Annotated in this window: 18 protein-coding genes; 13 read left to right on the top strand and 5 right to left on the bottom strand. The window is 73.2% G+C overall.

Going from position 1 to position 20,056, the window contains the following annotated elements; translation table 11 throughout:
- The first annotated feature begins 67 nt into the window (after positions 1–67).
- From Cba03nite_RS33415 to Cba03nite_RS33405, 3 genes are all read left to right on the top strand, one after another.
- Positions 68–598, top strand: coding sequence for a SigE family RNA polymerase sigma factor (locus tag Cba03nite_RS33415; protein ID WP_203755171.1), 531 nt, complete (start codon positions 68–70; stop codon positions 596–598).
- A complete protein-coding gene (locus tag Cba03nite_RS33410) occupies positions 591–1,364 on the top strand; it encodes a hypothetical protein (protein ID WP_203755168.1) in 774 nt (257 codons plus the stop codon). The genes Cba03nite_RS33415 and Cba03nite_RS33410 overlap by 8 nt, the downstream gene beginning before the upstream one ends.
- 137 nt (positions 1,365–1,501) lie before the next feature.
- On the top strand, positions 1,502–2,131 hold the full coding sequence (locus tag Cba03nite_RS33405) for a hypothetical protein (protein ID WP_203755165.1): 630 nt from the start codon (positions 1,502–1,504) through the stop codon (positions 2,129–2,131).
- A 98-nt stretch (positions 2,132–2,229) separates the two neighbouring features.
- Here the strand turns inward: Cba03nite_RS33405 and msrA are convergent, their stop codons facing one another.
- Positions 2,230–2,886, bottom strand: coding sequence for a peptide-methionine (S)-S-oxide reductase MsrA (msrA, locus tag Cba03nite_RS33400; protein ID WP_203755162.1), 657 nt, complete (start codon positions 2,884–2,886; stop codon positions 2,230–2,232).
- 30 nt (positions 2,887–2,916) lie between these two features.
- Here msrA and Cba03nite_RS33395 point away from each other — a divergent pair, with 30 nt between their 5' ends.
- Positions 2,917–4,053 carry a cystathionine gamma-synthase gene (locus Cba03nite_RS33395; protein WP_203755159.1) on the top strand — a complete coding sequence of 379 codons (1,137 nt, stop codon included), beginning with the start codon at positions 2,917–2,919 and terminating at the stop codon, positions 4,051–4,053.
- A 100-nt stretch (positions 4,054–4,153) separates the two neighbouring features.
- Here the strand turns inward: Cba03nite_RS33395 and Cba03nite_RS33390 are convergent, their stop codons facing one another.
- Both Cba03nite_RS33390 and Cba03nite_RS33385 read right to left on the bottom strand, forming a co-directional pair.
- On the bottom strand, positions 4,154–4,774 hold the full coding sequence (locus Cba03nite_RS33390; protein WP_203755156.1) for a hypothetical protein: 621 nt from the start codon (positions 4,772–4,774) through the stop codon (positions 4,154–4,156).
- A 46-nt stretch (positions 4,775–4,820) separates the two neighbouring features.
- Positions 4,821–5,444 (bottom strand): hypothetical protein, encoded by a 624-nt coding sequence (locus Cba03nite_RS33385; RefSeq protein WP_203755153.1) that lies wholly within the window; start codon positions 5,442–5,444, stop codon positions 4,821–4,823.
- A 112-nt stretch (positions 5,445–5,556) separates the two neighbouring features.
- Between Cba03nite_RS33385 and Cba03nite_RS33380 the strand changes: the two genes are divergently transcribed.
- Together Cba03nite_RS33380 and ilvA are read left to right on the top strand one after the other, a co-directional pair.
- Positions 5,557–6,930 (top strand): amidase, encoded by a 1,374-nt coding sequence (locus tag Cba03nite_RS33380; protein WP_203755150.1) that lies wholly within the window; start codon positions 5,557–5,559, stop codon positions 6,928–6,930.
- 29 nt (positions 6,931–6,959) lie between these two features.
- Positions 6,960–8,186: a threonine ammonia-lyase gene (gene ilvA / locus Cba03nite_RS33375; RefSeq protein ID WP_203755148.1), complete on the top strand. Its 1,227-nt coding sequence runs from the start codon at positions 6,960–6,962 to the stop codon at positions 8,184–8,186.
- 67 nt (positions 8,187–8,253) lie between these two features.
- Here ilvA and greA read toward each other — a convergent pair whose 3' ends face one another.
- Together greA and Cba03nite_RS33365 are read right to left on the bottom strand one after the other, a co-directional pair.
- Positions 8,254–8,742 carry a transcription elongation factor GreA gene (gene greA, locus Cba03nite_RS33370; protein ID WP_203755146.1) on the bottom strand — a complete coding sequence of 163 codons (489 nt, stop codon included), beginning with the start codon at positions 8,740–8,742 and terminating at the stop codon, positions 8,254–8,256.
- Positions 8,743–8,863: 121 nt separating this feature from the next.
- The gene (locus Cba03nite_RS33365) at positions 8,864–9,307 is read right to left on the bottom strand and encodes a DUF4307 domain-containing protein (protein WP_346113873.1); all 444 of its coding nucleotides are present in this window, start codon (positions 9,305–9,307) and stop codon (positions 8,864–8,866) included.
- A 79-nt stretch (positions 9,308–9,386) separates the two neighbouring features.
- On the opposite strand from Cba03nite_RS33365, the gene mca reads away from it, so the two are divergent.
- The 7 genes from mca (at position 9,387) to Cba03nite_RS33330 (ending at position 20,056) form a co-directional block, all read left to right on the top strand.
- Complete coding sequence (gene mca, locus Cba03nite_RS33360) at positions 9,387–10,277, top strand: mycothiol conjugate amidase Mca (RefSeq protein ID WP_203755143.1); 891 nt, start codon at positions 9,387–9,389, stop codon at positions 10,275–10,277.
- A gap of 5 nt (positions 10,278–10,282) precedes the next feature.
- On the top strand, positions 10,283–10,504 hold the full coding sequence (locus Cba03nite_RS33355; RefSeq protein ID WP_203755140.1) for a hypothetical protein: 222 nt from the start codon (positions 10,283–10,285) through the stop codon (positions 10,502–10,504).
- A 107-nt stretch (positions 10,505–10,611) separates the two neighbouring features.
- Positions 10,612–13,158 carry a putative bifunctional diguanylate cyclase/phosphodiesterase gene (locus Cba03nite_RS33350; RefSeq protein ID WP_239126203.1) on the top strand — a complete coding sequence of 849 codons (2,547 nt, stop codon included), beginning with the start codon at positions 10,612–10,614 and terminating at the stop codon, positions 13,156–13,158.
- Positions 13,159–13,242: 84 nt separating this feature from the next.
- Positions 13,243–14,841, top strand: a complete 1,599-nt coding sequence (locus tag Cba03nite_RS33345) for a hypothetical protein (protein ID WP_203755137.1) — start codon at positions 13,243–13,245, stop codon at positions 14,839–14,841.
- A gap of 18 nt (positions 14,842–14,859) precedes the next feature.
- Positions 14,860–15,570, top strand: a complete 711-nt coding sequence (locus Cba03nite_RS33340) for a PspA/IM30 family protein (RefSeq protein WP_203755134.1) — start codon at positions 14,860–14,862, stop codon at positions 15,568–15,570.
- A gap of 156 nt (positions 15,571–15,726) precedes the next feature.
- On the top strand, positions 15,727–17,736 hold the full coding sequence (locus Cba03nite_RS33335; RefSeq protein WP_203755131.1) for a thioredoxin domain-containing protein: 2,010 nt from the start codon (positions 15,727–15,729) through the stop codon (positions 17,734–17,736).
- A 133-nt stretch (positions 17,737–17,869) separates the two neighbouring features.
- Positions 17,870–20,056, top strand: coding sequence for an asparagine synthase-related protein (locus Cba03nite_RS33330; RefSeq protein WP_203755128.1), 2,187 nt, complete (start codon positions 17,870–17,872; stop codon positions 20,054–20,056).

The raw sequence follows: 20,056 nt of genomic DNA, 5'->3' as shown, positions 1-20,056 counted from the left end.
CGGCACCCCCAGGCGTCTGACGGGTGCGAGCCGGCAGGCGGCTCACCACGGGGAGGGGCACCAGCCCATGAGGACTCACCGCACGATCGAACAGGACGAGGCGTCACCGCCGGCGCACGACATCGACGAGTTCTACGCCGTCAACTTCCAGCCGCTCACGATCCAGCTGTACGCGTACACCGGCGACCTCGGCCTCGCGCAGGAGTTCGTCCAGGAGGCGTTCTGCCGGGCCATCCCGCGCTGGTCGCAGCTCGCCGCGTACGACGACCCGCTGGCCTGGGTCCGGCGCGTCGCGTTCAACCTCGCCAACAGCCGGTGGCGGCGGGTGCGCAGCGCGCTCGCGTTCGCCCGCACCCAGCGCGAGGAGCACGTGCCCGGCCCCGGCCCCGACCGGGTCGTGCTGGCCAGGGCCCTGTCCAAGCTGCCCGCGAGCCATCGCCGCGTCGTCGTGCTGCACCACCTGGCCGACGTGCCGGTCGCCGAGATCGCCCGCACCGAGCACGTCGCCGAAGGGACGGTCCGCGTCTGGCTGCACCGCGGCCGCGCCGCCCTCGCCAGCGAACTGGCCGACCTGAGGAAGGACCACCGTCATGTCTGAGTACGACGTCGAAGAGCTGAACGCCGAGTTCGAGGGCTTCCGGGCGGGTGTGCCGCGGATCGTCTCGCCGGGCATGGACGCCGCGCGGCACACCGTGCGCCGCCGCCGCCGGGTGCGCACCGCCGCGCTCAGCGTGCTCGCGGTGCTGATCGTCGCGCCGGTCACGGCGTACGCGGCGCTCGGACCCGACCGCGACGGCCCGCCCGTGGTCGTCGCGACCGCTCCCGGCACCCCGTCGCCGAGCCTCGCGGAGCCGTCGCCGTCGCCCTTCCCCAGCCCGTCGCCTTCGGCCCCGGCCTCGCCGAGCCCGTCGGCGCCGCCGTCCAGGCAGAGCACCGCCCGCTACACGCTCGGGCCGAAGGGGTACGGCCCGCTGCGGCTCGACATGACCGGCGCGCAGGCCCGCGCCACCGGCATGACCACGGCGATTCCCGCTGTCGCCGACTGCAACGCCGAGGTGTACCTGCGTGGCACCAGGTATCCGGAGTCCTTCGGATACCCGGGCCGGGTGTGGTTCGACGGCGGCCGGGTGGCGGTCATCTGGGCCACTCCCGGGATGTCCACGCCGGAGGGCATCCGAATCGGCAGCAGCCTCGCTGAGCTGCGCCGGGCGTACCCGGAGTGGGAGCCGGTCAGCGGGGAAGCCGAGGGCCACGGCCCCGCCGCGGTGCGCGGCAACAGCGATGCGAGGTATCGCATCGACGTGCGGGACGGCAAGGTCGTGTCACTGTCGCTCGGCTCGCGCCACCGGGGCTGCTACGAGTGACCGGTCCGGTCCTCATCGGACCGGCGATCGCGGGGCGGCCCCCGGTGGGTGATCCAGATCACCCGCAACCGGGTGCCGCCCTGCGACGTGTGGACGTTGCGAAAGATCCGCACGATCACCGAAACGGGGAACCCGCCATGCCCACGAACCGCGTCCGCCGCACCGCCACCACCGTGACCGCCCTGGTCACGCTCGCACTGCTTGCCGCCTGCACCGGCGCCGGCAGACCGGAGGCGGCGCCCGTCGGCTCGGCCACCCCGGCGGCGAGCGCCCCGGCCGGCGCCGCGCCCTCCGCGTCCGTCCCGGCGACGGCTGCCCCGACGGCGACGGCGCTCGCCGGGCCGGTCCTCGGCCCCTACGGCCTCGGCCGGCTCCGCCTCGGCCAGACCCGGCCGGAGGCGCTGGCGACCGGCGAGATCGGCGGGGTCGACGGCAGCGGCGGCTGCGGTCCGGTCGAGCTGAAGGCCGCACCTGCCGCCGAGGTCGAGTCGAGCGGGGTCACCTTCTCCGACAGGCTCGGCATGGTCGCGATCCACGCCTACTCGGGGGTGCGCACGGCGGAGGGGCTGGTCGAGGGCGCGACCTACGCGGAGGTGAAGCGCATCTACCCGAACTGGGTGTCGGCGACGGGCGACGGCGGTGGCAAGGAGGGCCACGGCGTGGTCGACGTGCCCGGCAACGCCAAGGCGCACTACCGCATCGACGTCTTCCAGGGCAAGGTCCGCAGCATCTCCCTCCAGCTCAAGAATCAGGACTGCTACGAGTGAGTCCCGCTGCCGGGTGAAGATCGCGGGTTCGTGTCAGAAAGTGCAGCTAGACCACACTTTGTGACACGAACCCGCGATCATGCCGCGTGGGAGCGGCGTCAGGCGTCGGTCTTGGCGACGCCGATGGGGCAGGACATGCCGTTGGGACCGATGCCGCAGTAGCCGTCGGGGTTCTTGGCCAGGTACTGCTGGTGGTAGTCCTCGGCGTAGTAGTAGTGCGACAGCGGCGCGATCTCCGTGGTGATCTGGCCGTAGCCGTTGGCGTTCACCACCGGCTGGAACGCGTCGCGCGAGGCGAGCGCCTCCTTGAGCTGCTCCTCGCTGGTGGTGTAGATCGCCGACCGGTACTGGGTGCCGATGTCGTTGCCCTGCCGCATGCCCTGGGTCGGGTCGTGGTTCTCCCAGAACACCCGCAGGATCTCGCCGTACGAGATCACCTTCGGGTCGAAGACGATCTCGACGGCCTCGGTGTGCCCGGTGTAACCCGAGCAGACCTCCTGATAGGTCGGGTTCGGGGTGAGGCCGCCGGCGTACCCGACGGAGGTCGAGTAGACGCCGTCCAGCTTCCAGAAGAGGCGCTCGGCGCCCCAGAAGCAGCCCATGCCGATCACGGCCGTCTGCAGCCCGTCGGGCCAGGGGCCCTTCATCGGGGTGCCGAGCACGAAGTGCTTCGCGGGCACCTCGATCGCGGTGTCGCGACCGGGCAGGGCCTCGGCGGCGGTGACGACATCGAGCTTCTTGTGGCGAAGGAACATGGTTCCAGTCTGCTCCTCTACGCTGGGGGAATGTCTTACGGGTTTGAAACGCTCGCCATCCACGCGGGCCAGGAGCCGGACGAGCGCACCGGTGCGGTGATCCCGCCGATCTTCCAGACGTCGACCTTCAAGCAGGACGCCGTCGGGTCGCCGCGGCTGGGCTACGAGTACGCCCGGTCCGGCAATCCGACCCGCGACTCCCTCCAGGAGTGCCTCGCGGCGCTGGAGGGCGGCGCGCGCGGGCTCACGTTCGCCAGCGGGCTGGCCGCCGAGGACACGCTGATCCGCACCGTTTGCAAGCCCGGCGACCACGTGATCATTCCCGACGACGCGTACGGCGGCACGTTCCGCCTGTTCGCGAAGGTGGCGCAGCGGTGGGGGCTGTCCTGGACGGCGGCCCGGATCTCCGACGTCGACGACGTACGGCGCAAGGTCACCCCGAACACGAAGATGATCTGGGTGGAGACGCCGACCAACCCGCTGCTGAGCATCGCCGACATCGCCGGCCTGGCCGCGGTGGCCCGGGACGCGCACGCGCTGCTGGTGGTCGACAACACGTTCGCCAGCCCGTACCTGCAGCAGCCGCTGGCGCTGGGGGCGGACGTGGTGGTGCATTCGACCACGAAGTACGTGGGCGGGCACTCGGACGTGGTCGGCGGGGCGCTGGTGCTGAACGACGCGGGGCTCGCCGACGAGCTGAAGTTCCACCAGAACGCGATGGGCGCGGTCAACGGGCCGTTCGACGCCTGGCTGACCCTGCGCGGCGTGAAGACGCTGGCCGTGCGCATGGAGCGGCACTGCGACAACGCGGAGAAGGTGGCCGAGTTCCTGACCCACCACCCGAAGGTGACGCAGGTGCTCTACCCGGGCCTGCCCGAGCACCCCGGCCACGAGCTGGCCGCCAAGCAGATGCGCCGGTACGGCGGCATGATCAGCTTCCGGATGGGCGACGCGGCGGCGGCCGAGCGGGTCTGCAACACGACGAAGGTGTTCACGCTGGCCGAGTCGCTGGGCGGCATCGAGTCGCTGATCGAGCACCCGGGGAAGATGACGCACGCCAGCGTCGCGGGCTCGGAGCTGGAGGTCCCGGCCGACCTGGTCCGCCTCTCCGTCGGCATCGAGACCATCGACGACCTGCTGGGCGACCTCGCGGCGGCGCTGGGCTGATCGGTTACCTGCCATGATCGCGACTTCGTGTCAGAAAGTGCGGCCTGACCCCACTTTCTGACACGAAGTCGCGATCATCGACCGGCGGAGGCCGGGCGCGTCAGACCGGGCGGCCCGGGGGCTGGATGCGGGTGAACTCCTCGGCGTAGGTGTCGCCGTAGACGCGCAGCTCGGTGGGGGTGCAGGTGTAGCGGTCGGGGGTGGTGATCCAGACCAGCTTCTCCCGGTCCCGCACCTTGCCGTTGATCTTCCAGGTCGTGGTGCCGGTCGAGCGCGGGTTGCTGTAGTTGATCTCTTTGTCGTCCGCGGTGTAGTTGATCGTGTGGGTGCCGCTGAAGACGACCTCGTAGCGGTCGCCGTTGGCGGTGCCCTTCATCGACGTCTTGCGCACGATCGACAGCGTGCCGTCGGCGCGGAAGTCGAACACCGCACCCGCGCCCTTGAGCTGCACCTTCACGCCGTAGATGTCGCCGTAGCTGGTGTAGGAGGTCTCCTGCCAGCGGCCGACCAGGCAGCGCGCGGGGGAGACGGGGCTCGGCGACGGGGCGGCGGCGACGGGACTCGGGCTGGGCGAGGGCGTGGGCGACGGCTCCGGGGCGCGGTCGCGGGCCAGCAGGTACGCCGCCGCGCCGCCGGTGAGGCAGAGCACGAGCACGACGACCAGCGCCACCACGCCGATGACAATGGGGACGGTCCAATCGCGACGCGGCTCCGGCTGCATCGGTCCAGCATCGCCAACGCGCTCGGTCACGGCAAGGCCGCGCTGATCACACCGGGCGGCCGGGCGGCAGGATGCGCTGGGCCTCCACGGCGAAGCCCTCGCCATACAGCCGCAGCTCGTCGCCCTTGCACGTGTAGCGCTCGGGGTCGAGCGTCGAGGTCAGCTTCTGGCTGCCCCGCTTGCTGCCGTTGACCTTCCACGTGGTGGTGCCGGTGGCCCGCGCGTTGCTGTAGTGGATCATCTCGTCGTCGGCCTCGTAGTTGATGGTGATCGTGCCGTTGTGGATCACCTCGTACCGGTCGCCGCTGTTGGTGCCGCGCCGGCTCGTCTTGTGCACCGCGACCAGGGTGCCGTCGGGCCGGAAGTCGAACAGCGCCCCGGAGCCGGTGAGCTGGACGGTCGCGCCGTAGATCTCGGCGTTGCCGGTGTACGACGTCTCCTTCCAACGGCCCACCAGGCAGCTCGCGGGGGAGGCGGGGCTGGGCGACGGCGCGACCGCGACGGGGCTGGGGCTCGGTGAGGCCGCCACGGGCGCCGGCTCGGTGCCGCGGTCGCGGGCCAGCAGGTACGCCGCGGCGCCGCCGGCCACGCACAGCACCAGCACCACCACCAGTGCGACCACCCCGACGACGACGGGAACGGTCCAATCGCGACGCTGCTCCGGCTGCATCCGCTCAGCATCGCCAATGAAATCCGTCGCGGCAAGGCTCCTGTTGCTCACATCGCGTCACCGCACTCCATACTGGATCCCCGGTTTCGCAGTCGTGTGGTGGAGGAAAGAGATGGCAGACACCTGGGTCGGGGCCACCGCCAAGCAGATCGCGCGTGCGGTCCGCCGCGGCGACACGTCGGCCACGCAGGTCGTCGCGGACCATCTCGACTATCTGACCAGCACGGACCCGGTGGTGGCGGCGTTCCGCACGGTGCGCGCCGCCGAGGCCGCGGCGGAGGCGGAGAAGGTCGACGACCAGACCGACATGGGCAGCCTGCCGCTGGCCGGGGTGCCGATCGCGGTCAAGGAGAACACCCCGGTCGCGGGCCTGCCGACGTGGCACGGCTCGGCGGGCGCCCGGCAGGCCGTCGCGGAGGAGGACCACGAGCTGGTACGCCGGCTGCGCGGGGCGGGCGCCGTGGTGATCGGCACGACCCGGATGTCCGAGATGGGGCTGTGGGGGGTCACCGACGACGACTCGGCGACGACCCGCAACCCGTGGGCGCTGGACCGCACCCCGGGCGGCTCGTCCGGCGGCTCGGCGGCGGCGGTCGCCGCGGGCCTGGTGCCGATCGCGCACGCCAACGACGGCCTGGGCTCGATCCGCATCCCGGCGGCCTGCTGCGGGCTGATCGGCCTGAAGCCGGGCCGCGGCGTGCTGCCGGTGAACCTCGGTGCCGACGACTGGTTCGGCCTGGTCGAGCACGGCGTGCTGGCGACCACGGTGGCCGACGCGGCGCTCGGCCACGCGGTGCTCGCGGGGCGTACGCCGCAGCCGCTGAGCCAGCCGGGCCGGCTGCGCATCGCCGTGTCGCTGCGCTCGCCGGTGGCCGGGGCGAGCGCCGACGAGGCGAACCGGGCCGCGGTGAGCAACGCGACACGGCTGCTGGCCGAGTGCGGCCACGACACCCTGACCGCCGACCCGGTGTACCCCACCTCCCTCGGCCTGCGCGGCCTGGCGACCTGGTTCGCGGCTGGCTACCGGGACGCGGAGGCGGCGAAGGTGGACCGGCGCAGCCTGCAGAAGCGCAGCCGGCGCCTGATCGCGGCGGGCGGCGTGGCCTGGCGGCGCGGCCTGGTCCGCGAGCAGGACCGCACGGAGTTCCGCGAGCGGAGCCTGGGCTTCTTCGTCGAGCACGGGGTGGACCTGCTGCTCACCCCGGTGCTGACCGGCCCGCCCCTGCGCGCGGCGGCCTGGCACCGGCGCGGCTGGCTGTCCAACGTCGCGTCGCAGGTGCGCAACGCCCCGTTCGCGGCGCCGTGGAACATCACCGGCTTCCCGGCGCTCACGCTGCCGGTGGGCGTACGCCCGGACGGGCTGCCCGCGGCGGTGCAGCTGGTCGGCCCGCCCGGCACCGAGCTGCTGCTGCTCGCCGTGGCAGGTCAGCTGGAGCTGGCCGCGCCGTGGCGCCGCCACGCGCCGGGCTTCCCCCGCCCGAACTGAGCCGCCCGCCGGGGTGGCACGATCGGCGTGTGACACCTGAGCTGGTCAGCCTGGCTGATATCGAGGCGGCGCGCGAGCGCCTGCGTTTCGTCGTACGCACCACCCCGGTCGAGCCGTGCCGGCCGCTGTCCGCGAAGCTCGGCGGCCCGACCTGGCTGAAGTGCGAGAACCTGCAGCGCGCCGGCTCCTACAAGGTGCGCGGCGCGTACGTGCGGATCTCCCGGCTGAGCGACGAGGAGCGGGCGCGGGGCGTGGTCGCGGCGAGCGCGGGCAACCACGCCCAGGGCGTGGCGCTGGCGGCCGGGTTGTGCAAGACGAAGGCCACCGTGTTCATGCCGGTGGGCGCCCCGCTGCCCAAGGTCGCCGCGACCAAGGGCTACGGCGCGCGCGTCGAGTTCAGCGGGGGCACGGTCGACGAGGCGCTGGTCGCCGCGCAGGAGTTCGCCGAGCGTACCGGCGCGGTCTTCATCCACCCGTTCGACCACCCGGACGTGATCGCCGGGCAGGGCACGGTCGGGCTGGAGATCCTGGAGCAGTGCCCGGACGTGCAGACCATCATCACCGGCATCGGCGGCGGCGGGCTCATCTCGGGGCTGGCCGTGGCCGCGAAGGCGCTGCGCCCGGATATCACCGTCATCGGCGTACAGGCCGCCGGGGCAGCGGCGGTGCCGCCCGCGCTGCGGGCCGGGCGGCCGGTGCGCATCCCGAGCGTGGCCACGATCGCCGACGGCATCGCGGTGGGGCGCTGCGGCGACCTCACCTTCTCCCACATCAGCAAGCTGGTGGACGAGGTCGTCACGGTCACCGACGAGGAGATCTCCCGGGCGCTGCTGATGCTGCTGGAGCGGGGCAAGCTGGTCGCCGAGCCGGCCGGCTCGGTCGGCGTGGCGGCGCTGCTCGCGGGCAAGGTGCAGGTGCGCACCCCGGTCGTGGCGGTGGTCTCGGGCGGCAACATCGACCCGCTGCTGATGCTGCGGGTGATCGAGCACGGGCTCAGCGCCGCCGGGCGCTACCTGCACGTCAACGTCCGCTGCGCGGACCGGCCGGGCCAGCTCGCCGCGCTGCTCACCCTGATCGCGGACCTGCGCGCCAACGTGCTCGACGTGGCACACCAGCGCCACGACCCGCGCCTGCACCTGGGCGAGGTCGAGGTCGAGCTGAGCGTGGAGACCCGCGGCGCGGAGCACTCCGACCAGCTCGTCAGCGCGCTGCGCGGGGCGGGCTACCAGGTCGACGTGGGCGGGCACTTCAGCTGAACGCGTACCAAATGATCAAGGCTCCCCGCGCGGACCGCGGAGAGCCTTGATCATGAGAACGGGAGGGTCAGCCCGCGAAGGCCTCGAAGGAGACGACGGTGACCTTGATGTCGTGGCCGCTGGGGGCCGTGTAGGTCACGGTCTGGCCCTTGCGGGCGCCTGTGATGGCCTGGCCCAGCGCCGACTCCGGTGAGTAGACGGTGAGATCCGTGGTGGCCGCGATCTCGCGCGAGCCCAGCAGGAACGTCTCGGTGTCGTCGGTGTCGTCGTCGAAGTAGATGGTGACCACGGTGCCGACGGACACGCCGTCACCCTTCGGCGCCTCCCCGACGCGGGCCACCCGCAGCAGCTCCTGGAGCTGGCGGATCCGGCCCTCGGCCTTGCCCTGCTCCTCGCGCGCGGCGTGGTAGCCGCCGTTCTCGCGAAGATCGCCCTCCTCGCGGCGGGCGTTGATCTCCGCGGCCATGGCGGGGCGGGCGGCGATGAGCTCGTTGAGCTCGGCCTGGAGCCTGTCGTACGCGTCCTGGGACAGCCAGGTGGCATCAGTCGTGGACACGGGCGTTCTCCTCAGGTCTTACGGATTTTTCGGACTCGTGCGGGCGGTGCTCGACCGCCTGCGCCAAAGAGGTACCTGCCTCCTTGAGCGCGATGGGCGAAGTTACCAACCTACCAGCGGATCAGGCGGGGTGGCAGCCCTTAACCTCTCCGGTGACCGGGCGTCCCGTGGTCACCAGGCGGTGGCTCACCATGGTGCGCTCCGGATCCGGACCCGGCCGCACTGTGACCTCTTCCCGACCGATCTCGGTCCCGGTCTTGTCGCGCGCCCGGACCAGACACACCGCCTCGCCGTCGGCGGGCAGCCGGATCATGAAGGTCACCACGACCTGTGTGTCGGTGATCTCGTCGAAGGCGGTCACCGAGGCTGTGTAGTCTCCGTCACCGTACGCCCGATAAAGGCGCACCCCGATCAGGGTGAACACCAGGGCCGCGACGAGGGCCAGGGCGAGCACGGCGGGGCGGGAGGCGCCGCGGCGCTCGCGCCGGCGTCCGTAACGCCCGGCCGGCCACGGCGCGCGCTCGGCCACCTGGCCGGCGGCGGTGTCGGTGGAGGTCTCGGTCACCGGTGGGGGTCCTTCGCTAGGCGTGTCGGGGGCGTGAGGAACACTGTTGGGGTCGATTCTCGCACGTGGGGAGAGCACGGTGACGCAGCGGCTGCGACTGATGGCGGTGCACGCGCATCCGGACGACGAGTCGTCCAAGGGTGCCGCGACGATGGCGCGTTACGCCCGGGAGGACGTGGACGTGCTGGTCGTCACGTGTACCGGCGGCGAGCGCGGCGACGTGCTGAACCCGAAACTGGACCGCCCGGAGGTCTGGGAGAACATCGCCGAGATCCGCCGCGCGGAGATGGCCGCGGCCCGGGACATCCTCGGCGTCGACCAGGCCTGGCTCGGCTTCGTCGACTCGGGCTGGATCGAGGGCTACGACCCGGCCGACCCGTCCGGCCTGCCCGAGGGCTGCTTCGCCCGGGTGCCGGTCGAGGAGGCGGCCGCGCCGCTGGTGAAGCTCATCCGCGAGTTCCGGCCGCAGGTGCTGCTCACCTACGACGAGGAGGGCGGCTACCCGCACCCCGACCACATCCAGACGCACCTGATCTCGATGGCCGCGATCGAGGCCGCCGCCGACCCGGCGCGCTTCCCCGAGTTCGGCGACGCGTTCGACGTGCCGAAGGTCTACTACCACATCAGCTTCACCAAGGTGAAGTTCACCGCGATGCACGAGGCCATGCTGGCCGCCGGGCTGGAGTCGCCGTACGGGGAGCGGCTCAACGACGACTGGCAGGGCGACAAGTCGCCGCGCATCACCACCCGGGTGCCCTGCGGCGAGTACTTCGAGCTGCGCGACGACGCGCTGCGCGCGCACGCGACCCAGATCGACCCGGACGGTCCCTGGTTCCGCGCGCCGCTGACCGTGCAGCGGGCCGCCTGGCCGACCGAGGACTACCAGCTGGTCCGGTCCGCCGTGGCGACCGCGATCCCCGAGGAAGACCTGTTCGCCGGTGTACGCGAGCCGGCGGCGACGGATAGGTGAGGCAGATGCTGGAGTTCCTGGCCGACAACAACTTCGGCGACACCCGGTCGGGCGACGGTCTCGCCGGGCCGATGGCGCTGCTGTTGATCCTGCTCCTGGCCGCTGCAACTGTTTTCCTGATTCGCAACATGAATCAACGGCTGAAGCGGTTGCCCGAGACGTTCGATTCGGCGAGCATGAGTGACGGCGCGCCGACCGACACACCCGCCGTGCCGGACCCTCGCTGAGGCGGATCGAGGGACCCGGCCCCCGGACCTGTCGCGTCAGGCCGGAGAGCGTCGCCTTCCCCTAGGCGGCAGCCCTCCGCCGCATGCGCTCGGACAGGGGGCACCAGATGGGCAGTTGGCTGACGCGCGCGGTGGACGGGCTGTATCGCCGGTCCGGCGCCGCTTCGCTGACGCCTCGTGCCCGCGCCGTCATCTCCGTGCTGGTGGTCGCCGGCGTGCTGGTCGGCGGCTTCGGGCTGCTCCTCGGCGTACGCGAGGGTGACCTCCGGCAGTTCGGCCTGCTCATCGGCCTGATCACACTGGCCCACCTGTTCGGCCTGCGCATGCGGGTCGGCTCCACCGGCATCGATGTGGACTGGGGCGAGGCCGCGCTGATCGTGGGCTTCATCCTGGTCCCGGTGTCCTGGGTGCCGGCCGCCGCGGGCATCGGCGTGCTGCTGGCCAAGCCGGTGGTGTCGCTGGTCTCGGGCAACCGCACCAGTCCGGTGGAGACGGTCCGCGCGGCCGCCTCGCTGACGCTGGCCGCCGGGCTCGCGGCGCTGGTCGTCCAGGGCAGCGGCGTGCCCGTGCAGCCGATGACGGCGCAGGCCGCCGTGGTGGTGGTGCTGGCCGCGCTGACCTACCTGCTGACCAGTGCGGGCCTGCTCGCGGTGCACCTGGCCGTACGCGACGGGCAGTCCATGGTGGGCGTGGTGTGGCAGGCGCTGCGCGGCACCCCGGTGATGATCGTCGGCAACGTGGCGCTGGGCCTGGTCGCCGTACGGCTGTGGGGCACCAGCTGGCTCTGGGTGCTGCCGCCGCTGCTGTGGCTGCTGCACCAGCTCTACGTGCACCGCGTGCACGAGGACGAGGAGCGCCGCACGTGGCGCGCGTTCGCCCTGGCCAGCCGCTCGCTGCACCGGCTCGACGAGGTCGCGGTGGCCCGGGAGGGCCTGCACGCGGCCCGTTCGCTGTTCCCGGTGCGCGCCGCCGAGCTGACCGTGCTCGGCTCGCAGACCCGCTATCGCTGGTCCGCCCGGACCGGCGACGAGATCCAGATCGAACCGGCGCCCGCCGCGTCCGGCGTGGACCCCGACCGGATCCCGCCGCTGACCCGGGTGCTGGAGGTGGCCGGCGGCCGGGTGGGCGTGCTCACCCTGCGCCCGCTGCGCCAGCGTGGCTGGGGCCTCAACGACCAGCACCGGCTGGCCGTGTTCGGCGACGCGCTGTCCGCCGCCCTGCACGACGCGGCCACCCACAGCGCCCTGCGCGAGCTGCGCGAACGCACCATGTACGAGTCCCACCACGACCCGCTGACCCGGCTGCTCAACCGCGACGCCCTGATGGACCGCGGCGATGCGGTGCTGCGCGGGCTCGACGCGCGGACCCCGGTGGCCCTGCTGCTGCTCGACATGGACCACTTCAAAGAGGTCAACGACACGCTGGGCCACCTGGCCGGGGACGAGCTGCTGCAGACCGCGGCCACCCGCCTGTCGGCCGACGTCGGCCACGGCGAACTGCTGGCCCGCCTCGGCGGCGACGAGTTCGCGCTGCTGGTGACCGACCTGCCGGGGCTGTCCCCGGACCACGACGAGCCGGACCGGCTGACCGCGGCCACCGTGGTGGCGCAGCGCCGGGCCCGCATGCTGACCGCCGCCCTGGCCAGCCCGACCGAGGTCGCCGGGGTGACGTTGTCGTCGGAGGTGTCCGTCGGCGTGGTGGTGGCCACGGCCGGCGAGTTCGACCTGACGGAGCTGCTGCGCCGTGCCGACATCGCGCTCTACCAGGCCAAGGAGTCGGGGGCGCGGGTCACCGGATACGACCCGCACCGCGACCGCACCAGCACCGACCGGCTCGCCCTGGTGGCCGAGCTGCGCACCGCACTGGCCGCCGACGACCAGCTGCACCTCATGATGCAGCCCGCGGTGGACCTGCGCAGCGGCGCGCCGACCGGGGTCGAGGCGCTCATCCGCTGGCACCACCCGCGGCGCGGCCTGCTCATCCCGAAGGACTTCGTACGCGCCGTCGAGGCCAGCGATCTGCTCGGCCGGTTCACCCACCACGTGCTCGACCAGGCGCTGGCGCTCGCGGCGCAGTGGCTGCGGCAGGGCGTGGACGTGCCGGTCGCCGTCAACCTCTCGCCGCGCTCGCTGCTCGACCCGCAGCTGCCCGCCGACGTGGCCGAGCTGCTGCGCCGGCACGGCGTGCCCGCCGCGAAGCTGGTCCTGGAGATCACCGAGACGGTCGTGCTCAGCCCGCTGCCCGTCACCGACCAGGTGCTGCGCGAGCTGCGTGAACTCGGCGTCAGGTTCGCCGTCGACGACTTCGGCACCGGCTTCTCTTCGCTGACCTTCCTCACCCGGATCGCGGTCGACGAGCTGAAGGTGGACCGCACCTTCGTGGCGCGCATGGCCGACTCCAAGCAGGCCGCCGCCATCGTGCAGGCGGTGGTGGACCTGGGCCGCCAGCTCGGGCTGCGGGTGGTGGCCGAGGGCGTGGAGACCGCCGACCAGCGCACCGCCCTGCGCCGCCTGGGCTGCGACGCCGGCCAGGGTTTCCACTTCTCCCGCCCGCTGCCCGCCGACCAGATCACCGAGTCGCTGCGGGCCCTGGCGCTGGCCGCCGCCCCGCTCCGCTCGGTCCGCTCCCGCACCGGCACGGGCACCGCCTCCTGACCTCTCTTTCCCCTGGTCAGTCGCGGGTATCCGCCGCAATCGATTAGTGCGATTGCAGGGCATTCCGGACGATATCGTGATCACGTGCCGGTGCAGAGCAGCGAAGTCGACCTCTTCTCGGTGCTGTGCTGCCTCATCGTCGCCGCCCTGGCCGTGGTGCTGCTGTTCACCATGCTGGGGCGACGGCGCAAGCGGCAGGGGCGGGCGGAGTCCGTCCCGAAGCCGCCCACCGGCCCGGCCGACCCGTACGCCGCGTACACCACGCAGCAGCTCAACACCTACGCCAACGCGCAGCTCGTCGCCGTGGACAACGCGGTGCGCACCAGCGAGCAGGAACTCGGCTTCGCCACGGCGCAGTACGGCGCCGCCGCCGTCACCGCGTACGCCGCCGCGGTCGCCGCCGCCAAGGAGGAGCTGGCAGCGGCGTTCCGCATCCGGCACCAGCTCGACGACGAGATCCCCGAGGACGAGCCCACCCAGCGGCGGCTGCTGCGCGACATCGTGGACCGCTGCGCCGCGGTGGACCGGCGCCTGGACGCCGAGGCCGACGCGTTCGAGAAGCTGCGCGCCATGCAGGCCAACGCCGAGGAGCTGAGCGCGGGCCTCACCACCCGCGCCGCACAGCTGCGCGGCGCGCTGCCCGCCGCCGAGGCCACGCTGGCCCGCCTGGCCGACCGCTACACCGAGGGCGCGCTCACCCCGATCGCGGGCAACGCCACCGAGGCCGCCGCCCGGCTCGACTTCGCCGACGAGCAGCTCCGCGAGGCCGCGACGGCGCTGGCCGGCAAGGACCGGGGCCGGGCCGCACTGGCCATCCGCGGCGCGGAGCAGGCCGTCGGCCAGGCGTCGAACCTGCTGGCGGCGCTCGACAAGGGCGCCGCCGACCTGGACGCCGCCGGAGCCAACGTGACCCGGCTGCTCGACGAGGTGCAGGCCGAGGTCGCCGCGGGCAAGGCGGCACGGCAGGCCGCGGGCGACGCCGGGGGAGCCGACCAGATGAACCTCGCCGCCGCCGTCGCCCGCGCCGACCAGGTCACCGGCGACGTACGCGTACACCTGACCGGCGCGAGGACCGATCCGCTGGGCATGATGCGCCGCCTGGAGGCCGCCGCGGCCGGACTGGCCCAGGCCATGGGCTCGATGCGTGACGCCGCCGACCGTTCCCAGCAGGCCCGCCGCCAGCTCGAACAGGCGCTGTACGCGGCCCGCTCCGCCGTGGACTCGGCGACCGACTACATCACCACCCGCCGCGGCGCGGTCGGCTCCACCGCGCGGGCCCGGCTGTCCGAGGCGCACGCGCAGCTCGACCGCGCCGAGAACACCACCGACCCGGTCGCCGCGCTGTCGGCCGCCGAACGCGCGCACGACCTCGCCGCGCAGGCCGTCGACTCCGCCCGGGACGACGTCGAACGCTGGTCCTTCCCGTCCGGGTACGGCCAGCAGGGCGGCGGCCGGGTCGTCATCGGCGGCCCCGGCGGCTTCGGCACCGCCGCGGCGGGCCGCATGGGCGGCGCCGTCCTCGGCGGCATCCTGCTCGACAGCATGCTCGGCGGAGGGGGCATGGGCGGTTTCCGGATCGGCCTCACCAGCGAGGCCGGCCAGGACGACGCGACGGCCCCCGGGTCGCGGACGGTTCAGGGCCGCTTCGGCGGCCCCAGCACGTGGACGCGACCGGAGAAGTAGCAGAAGAGGAGCAAGATCATGGCGGCTCAGTCGATCCTCGGCCGGATCACCCAGATGGCCCGCGCCAACATCCACGCGATGCTCGACGACGTCGAGGACCCGCAGCAGATGCTCGACCAGATGGTGCGCGACTACACGGCGAACATCGGCGAGGCCGAGAACGCGGTGGCGCAGACCATCGCCAACCTGCGCCTGCTGGAGGCCGACTCGGCCGAGGCGCAGAAGAACGCCGAGGAGTGGCAGGTCAAGGCCCAGGCGGCCAGCGCCAAGGCGGACCAGGTGCGCGCTAGCAATGCCGCCGACGCGGACAAGTTCGACAACCTGGCCCGCATCGCCATCGGCAAGCAGATCGCGTACGAGAACGACGTCAAGAACTTCGCCCCGATGATCGCCGAGCAGACGCAGGTCACCGACCAGCTCAAGCAGGGCGTCACGCAGATGCGCGAGAAGCTCGACGAGCTGCGGCGCAAGCGCGACGAGCTGGTCGGCCGCGCCAAGGTCACCGAGGCCCGCGGCCGCGTCCAGGCCTCGATGAACAGCATCAACACCCTCGACCCGACCACCGAGATCAGCCGCTTCGAGGAGATGGTCCGCCGCGAGGAGGCCCGCTTGAAGGGCCACGAGGAACTTCAGGCCTCCACCGTCGACGCCCAGTTCGAGGAACTCTCCAAAGCCTCCCGCGACCAGGAGATCGAATCCCGTCTGGCCGCCATGAAGTCCAGCCGCTGACCGGCGCAGCGGGATCGTCGGCCGCCCCAAGATCGCCAAGGGCTTCCCCGGTGCACTTTCCCCGAAAGTGCACGCCGGAGAGCGGGTATTCGTGCACTTTCCCGGAAAGCGCGCCACGAACCCGGACGGGGTGGGCGGTTGTGAGAGGGTGGGAGCGTGAATCGACTCGGGGACGCGACCTCGCCCTACCTGCTGCAGCACGCTGACAATCCGGTGCACTGGTGGCCGTGGAGTGACGAGGCGTTCGCGGAGGCGAAGCGGCGGGACGTGCCGGTGCTGATCTCCGTGGGGTACGCGGCGTGCCATTGGTGCCATGTGATGGCTCACGAGTCGTTCGAGGATGCCGTCGTCGGCGATCTGGTCAACGAGCACTTCGTGGCGATCAAGGTGGACCGCGAGGAGCGGCCCGACGTGGACGCGGTCTACATGTCGGCGACGCAGGCGATGACCGGTCAGGGCGGCTGGCCGATGACGGTCTTCGCCGCCCCGGACGGCAAGCCGTTCCTGTGCGGCACGTACTACCCGAAGGCGCAGTTCACGAGGCTGCTGGGGGCGGTCGCGGACGCGTGGCGGGACCAGCGGCAGCAGGTGCTGGAGCAGGGCGACGCGGTGGTGGAGGCGATCGCCCGCAACCCGCTCGGCGGTGGTGGCGAGATCACCAAGGAGCTGCTGGACCACGCGGTGGAGCTGCTGCGCGGCGACTACGACACGGTGCGCGGCGGGTTCGGCGGGGCGCCGAAGTTCCCGCCGCACATGCTGATGCTGTTCCTGCTGCGCCACCACCGGCGCGCCGGGGACGCCGAGTCGCTGGAGCTGGCCCGGCACACCGGTGAGGCGATGGCCCGGGGCGGCATCTACGACCAGCTCGCGGGCGGGTTCCACCGGTACGCCGTGGACGCGACGTGGACCGTGCCGCACTTCGAGAAGATGCTGTACGACAACGCGCTGCTGCTGCGGGCGTACAACGAGATCTGGCGGCTGACCGGGGATCCGCTGGCGCAGCGGATCGCCACCGAGACGGCGCTGTTCCTGGTCAATGATCTGCAGACGCCGGAGGGCGGGTTCGCCTCGGCGCTGGACGCCGACACCGAGGGCGTGGAGGGCACCACCTACTCGTGGACCCCGGCGCAGCTGACCGAGGTGCTCGGCGAGGACGACGCGAAGTTCGCTGCGGACCTGTTCGGGGTGACCGATGCGGGCACGTTCGAGCACGGCACGTCGGTGCTCGTGCTCAAGCGCGACATCGACGACGCCGCGCCGCAGGTGCAGGAGCGCTGGGCGCGGGTGCGCGGGCTGATGATGGCGGCCCGCCGCGACCGGGCGCAGCCGATGCGCGACGACAAGGTGGTGGCCTCCTGGAACGGGCTGGCGATCACCGCGCTGTGCGAGTTCTGGCGCAACTCCACCGAGGTCGGCGGCGAGTCCGTGGTGGAGGACGTGGACTTCCGGGCGGTCGCGGTGGAGGCCGGTGAGCTGCTGTTGACGCACCACCTGGTGGACGGCAGGCTGCGGCGGGTGTCGCGGGACGGCGTGGTGGGGCGGCCGGCGGGCGTGCTGGAGGACTACGGCTGCGTGGCGGAGGCGTTCTGCGCGCTGCACCAGGTCACCGGGGACGGGCGCTGGCTTGCCGCGGCGGGAGTGCTGCTGGACGTGGCGGGGGAGCGGTTCCGGGACGGGCAGGGCGGGTTCCACGACACCGCCGACGACGCCGAGCAGCTGGTGATCCGGCCCGCCGACCCGACCGACAACGCCACCCCGTCGGGGCTGTCGTCGCTGGTCAACGCGCTGCTGAGCTACGCGGCGCTGAGCGGGGAGCCGCGCTGGCGGGAGATGGCCGAGCGGGCGCTGTCCACGGTCGCGCCGCTGCTGGCCCGGCACCCGCGGTTCGCCGGGTATGCCGCGGCGGGGGCGGAGGCGCTGTTGTCGGGGCCGTACGAGATCGCGATCGTGACCGGCGACCCGGAGGGCGACCCGCTCGTGCTGACCGCGATCGAGCACGCGCCACCCGGCGCGGTGATCGTGGCGGGTCACCCGGACGCGCCAGGCGTGCCGCTGCTGGCGGGCCGCACGATGCTCGACGGGCAGCCCACGGCCTACGTGTGCCGGGGGTTCGTGTGCGACCGTCCCGTGACGACAACTGTCGAACTGGCGACAATTCTCGGCTGATAGCACGATATGAGCGGCCAAACGGACAATCCTGGCTAGGCTGAAAGCTCCCCCGAACGACAGTGGCGTGCCTGCCCCTGCCCCCGCAGTGGTGAAGCCACCGTCGCCCAGCCTGCCCTGAGGAGATGGTCGCGTGGCCGGTCTCGCCGCCCTGCTGAGTTTCGGCTCCGATCGCAGCTCCACCGAGACGCTCACCGCGCTGTCCCGGGCGCTCGCCCCGCGCGGCTCCGAGGAGGCCCGCGACGTCAACGGGTCGGCGAAGCTGCTGGTCCGGGCCGCGCTGCCGATCGTGCACCGGCTCGACACCACCACGCTGATCGTGGACGGCATCGTCGAGCTGAGCACCCTGGCCAACCGGTACGCCGAGCGCGGGCCGCTGGGCCTGGTCGGCGGCGCCGACCCGTACACGCTGATCATGGCCGATCCGGAAGGGCTGGTGCTGGCGCGCAGCGGCGACGGCCCGCCGCTCTACTACGCCCGCACCCGCGGCTCGGTGCTGGTCGCCAGCGAGCCGACCGCGCTGCTCGCGGCGGGGGTGCCCGCCCGGCCCGACCCGGAGACGGTCGCCCGGTTCCTCGCCGTCGGCGGCTGCGACGAGGGCGCGGCCACGTTCTTCGACGGCATCCGCCGGGTGCTGCCCGACCAGGTTGTCGAGATCTCCGCCGGGCACACCGACGGCTGGCTGGTCCGCGCGCATCCGCCGGCCCGCCGCCGGGGTACGGCGATCACGGGCCGGATGGCGCTGCTCGGCTCGGTCGGCGAGGGGCGCCTCGGCGTGCTGCTCGGTCCCGGCCTGCCCGGCGCGGCCGTGCTCGGCGCGGCGCTGGCCGAGCACCCCCAGCACCGCGGGCTGCCGGTGTACTCGGTGAACTTCCCGGGACTGCCGATGGACTCGTCGGCGTACGCGTCGGCGCTGCTCGGGCCGCTGCCCGATGCCAGCGTGCGGCACCGGGCGCTGCCGTTCTTCGCCGACGAGATCGACGTCGACGGCTTCCTCGCCGACGTCGGCGAGCCGGTGCCGGACCTGTCGGCGTACCTGGCCTGGGCCGTCGCCCGGTCCACCGGCGGCGAGGTGGACGCGCTGCTCGGCGCGGCGGGGTGGCGCGGGCCGGTAGGCCACCTGTCGCGGCTGGCCGACCGGGTCGCCGCCCGCTACGGCGTGGCGCTGCGCTTCCCCTACCGCGGCCTGGAGACCGGCGACGAGGCGCTGCGCGGCGAGCTGCGGGTGCTCGCCGAGCGCACCCTGCCGCCGGTGTCGCTGCGGGCCGCCGTCGCCGCGCCCGCAGCGGCCACCCTGGAGCCGCCGCTGCGGGAGATCCTGGTGCGGCTGCGCGCGGAGCTGATCGGGGCGCTGCTCTACCCGCACCACGGCCCGACCGACCACGCCGGGCTCGCCGTCATGCAGCACCTGAGCGACGCGAGCGAGGCCGACGTGGCCCGGCTGTGGCGGCGCTACCTGCTGGAGCGCTGGCTGGTGACGGTCGTCGCGCCGTACGAGCGCCAGCCCGAGGTGCCCGCCGCGCGCCAGGCCCCGCCCCGGCCCCGCGCCGCCGCGATCACCGCCGGGGGCGCCGAGTGGGTCACGCACGCCCTGGTCACCGAGCCCATCACGGCCGGGGACCGGGTCGCCGAGAAGTTCGCCTGGTACGTCGCCGAGTTCGCGCACGGCGCCGACAAGCCCGCCCGGCAGGCGCTGCGCCAGCCGTGGCACCTGCTCGTGGCGGCCAAGCCGGTCGCCGTCGCACAGGGCCTGGCCAGGGCCATCTGGGAGATCGAGCCTGGCTCGTACGCCCGCGGCCTGGTCCGGCTCGCCGGGCCCGCGCTCGGGCTGGCCGACCCGTGGAGCATGCAGGTGGCGCTCGGCCACGCAGGCCCGGCCCGGCTCGGGCTGGCCGCGCTCTGCGCCCGGCTGGGCCGGCTCAACTGGGCCGAGCGCGTCGCCGGGCCGCTGGCCCGCTCCGTCTGCCCGCCCCGCGAGCAGGCCTGCCCGCCCGCGCACCTGGCCGTGGTGCCGCCGCCGCGCGGCGCGGACCGGGTCGCCGAGGAGATCGTCGCGGCGCTGCGCAAGACCCTGCCCGACGACGTGTACGCGATGCTCGAAGGCTGCGCCGTGGTCGGCGCGGACGAGGCCGGGATGCGGCTGCTGGGCTGGTCGCGGCCCGGCGAGCCGCCCGCGGGCCTGCTCGCCCGGCTGTGCGCGGACAACCCGTTCGGGCAGGGCGACGAGCGTACGCCGCTGGTGCTGGCACTGGCCGCACCGCGCCGGGTGGCCCAGCCCACCGCCCGCAAGGGCGCGAAGGCCTCGGCCCGGCGGCGCTGA

The organism is Catellatospora bangladeshensis, assembly GCF_016862575.1.
Lineage (GTDB): Bacteria > Actinomycetota > Actinomycetes > Mycobacteriales > Micromonosporaceae > Catellatospora > Catellatospora bangladeshensis.
This window is presented reverse-complemented; position numbering and strand designations above follow the sequence as displayed.

What these genes read in the sequence shown, in the direction of transcription:
- msrA (WP_203755162.1), bottom strand. Translation starts at nt 2,886, where the DNA reads ATGTTCCTTCGCCACAAGAAGCTCGATGTCGTCACCGCCGCCGAGGCC.
- Cba03nite_RS33410 (WP_203755168.1), top strand. Translation starts at nt 591, where the DNA reads ATGTCTGAGTACGACGTCGAAGAGCTGAACGCCGAGTTCGAGGGCTTC.
- Cba03nite_RS33405 (WP_203755165.1), top strand. Translation starts at nt 1,502, where the DNA reads ATGCCCACGAACCGCGTCCGCCGCACCGCCACCACCGTGACCGCCCTG.
- Cba03nite_RS33350 (WP_239126203.1), top strand. Translation starts at nt 10,612, where the DNA reads ATGGGCAGTTGGCTGACGCGCGCGGTGGACGGGCTGTATCGCCGGTCC.
- Cba03nite_RS33340 (WP_203755134.1), top strand. Translation starts at nt 14,860, where the DNA reads ATGGCGGCTCAGTCGATCCTCGGCCGGATCACCCAGATGGCCCGCGCC.
- Cba03nite_RS33385 (WP_203755153.1), bottom strand. Translation starts at nt 5,444, where the DNA reads ATGCAGCCGGAGCAGCGTCGCGATTGGACCGTTCCCGTCGTCGTCGGG.
- Cba03nite_RS33390 (WP_203755156.1), bottom strand. Translation starts at nt 4,774, where the DNA reads ATGCAGCCGGAGCCGCGTCGCGATTGGACCGTCCCCATTGTCATCGGC.
- Cba03nite_RS33380 (WP_203755150.1), top strand. Translation starts at nt 5,557, where the DNA reads ATGGCAGACACCTGGGTCGGGGCCACCGCCAAGCAGATCGCGCGTGCG.
- Cba03nite_RS33355 (WP_203755140.1), top strand. Translation starts at nt 10,283, where the DNA reads ATGCTGGAGTTCCTGGCCGACAACAACTTCGGCGACACCCGGTCGGGC.
- Cba03nite_RS33415 (WP_203755171.1), top strand. Translation starts at nt 68, where the DNA reads ATGAGGACTCACCGCACGATCGAACAGGACGAGGCGTCACCGCCGGCG.
- Cba03nite_RS33395 (WP_203755159.1), top strand. Translation starts at nt 2,917, where the DNA reads ATGTCTTACGGGTTTGAAACGCTCGCCATCCACGCGGGCCAGGAGCCG.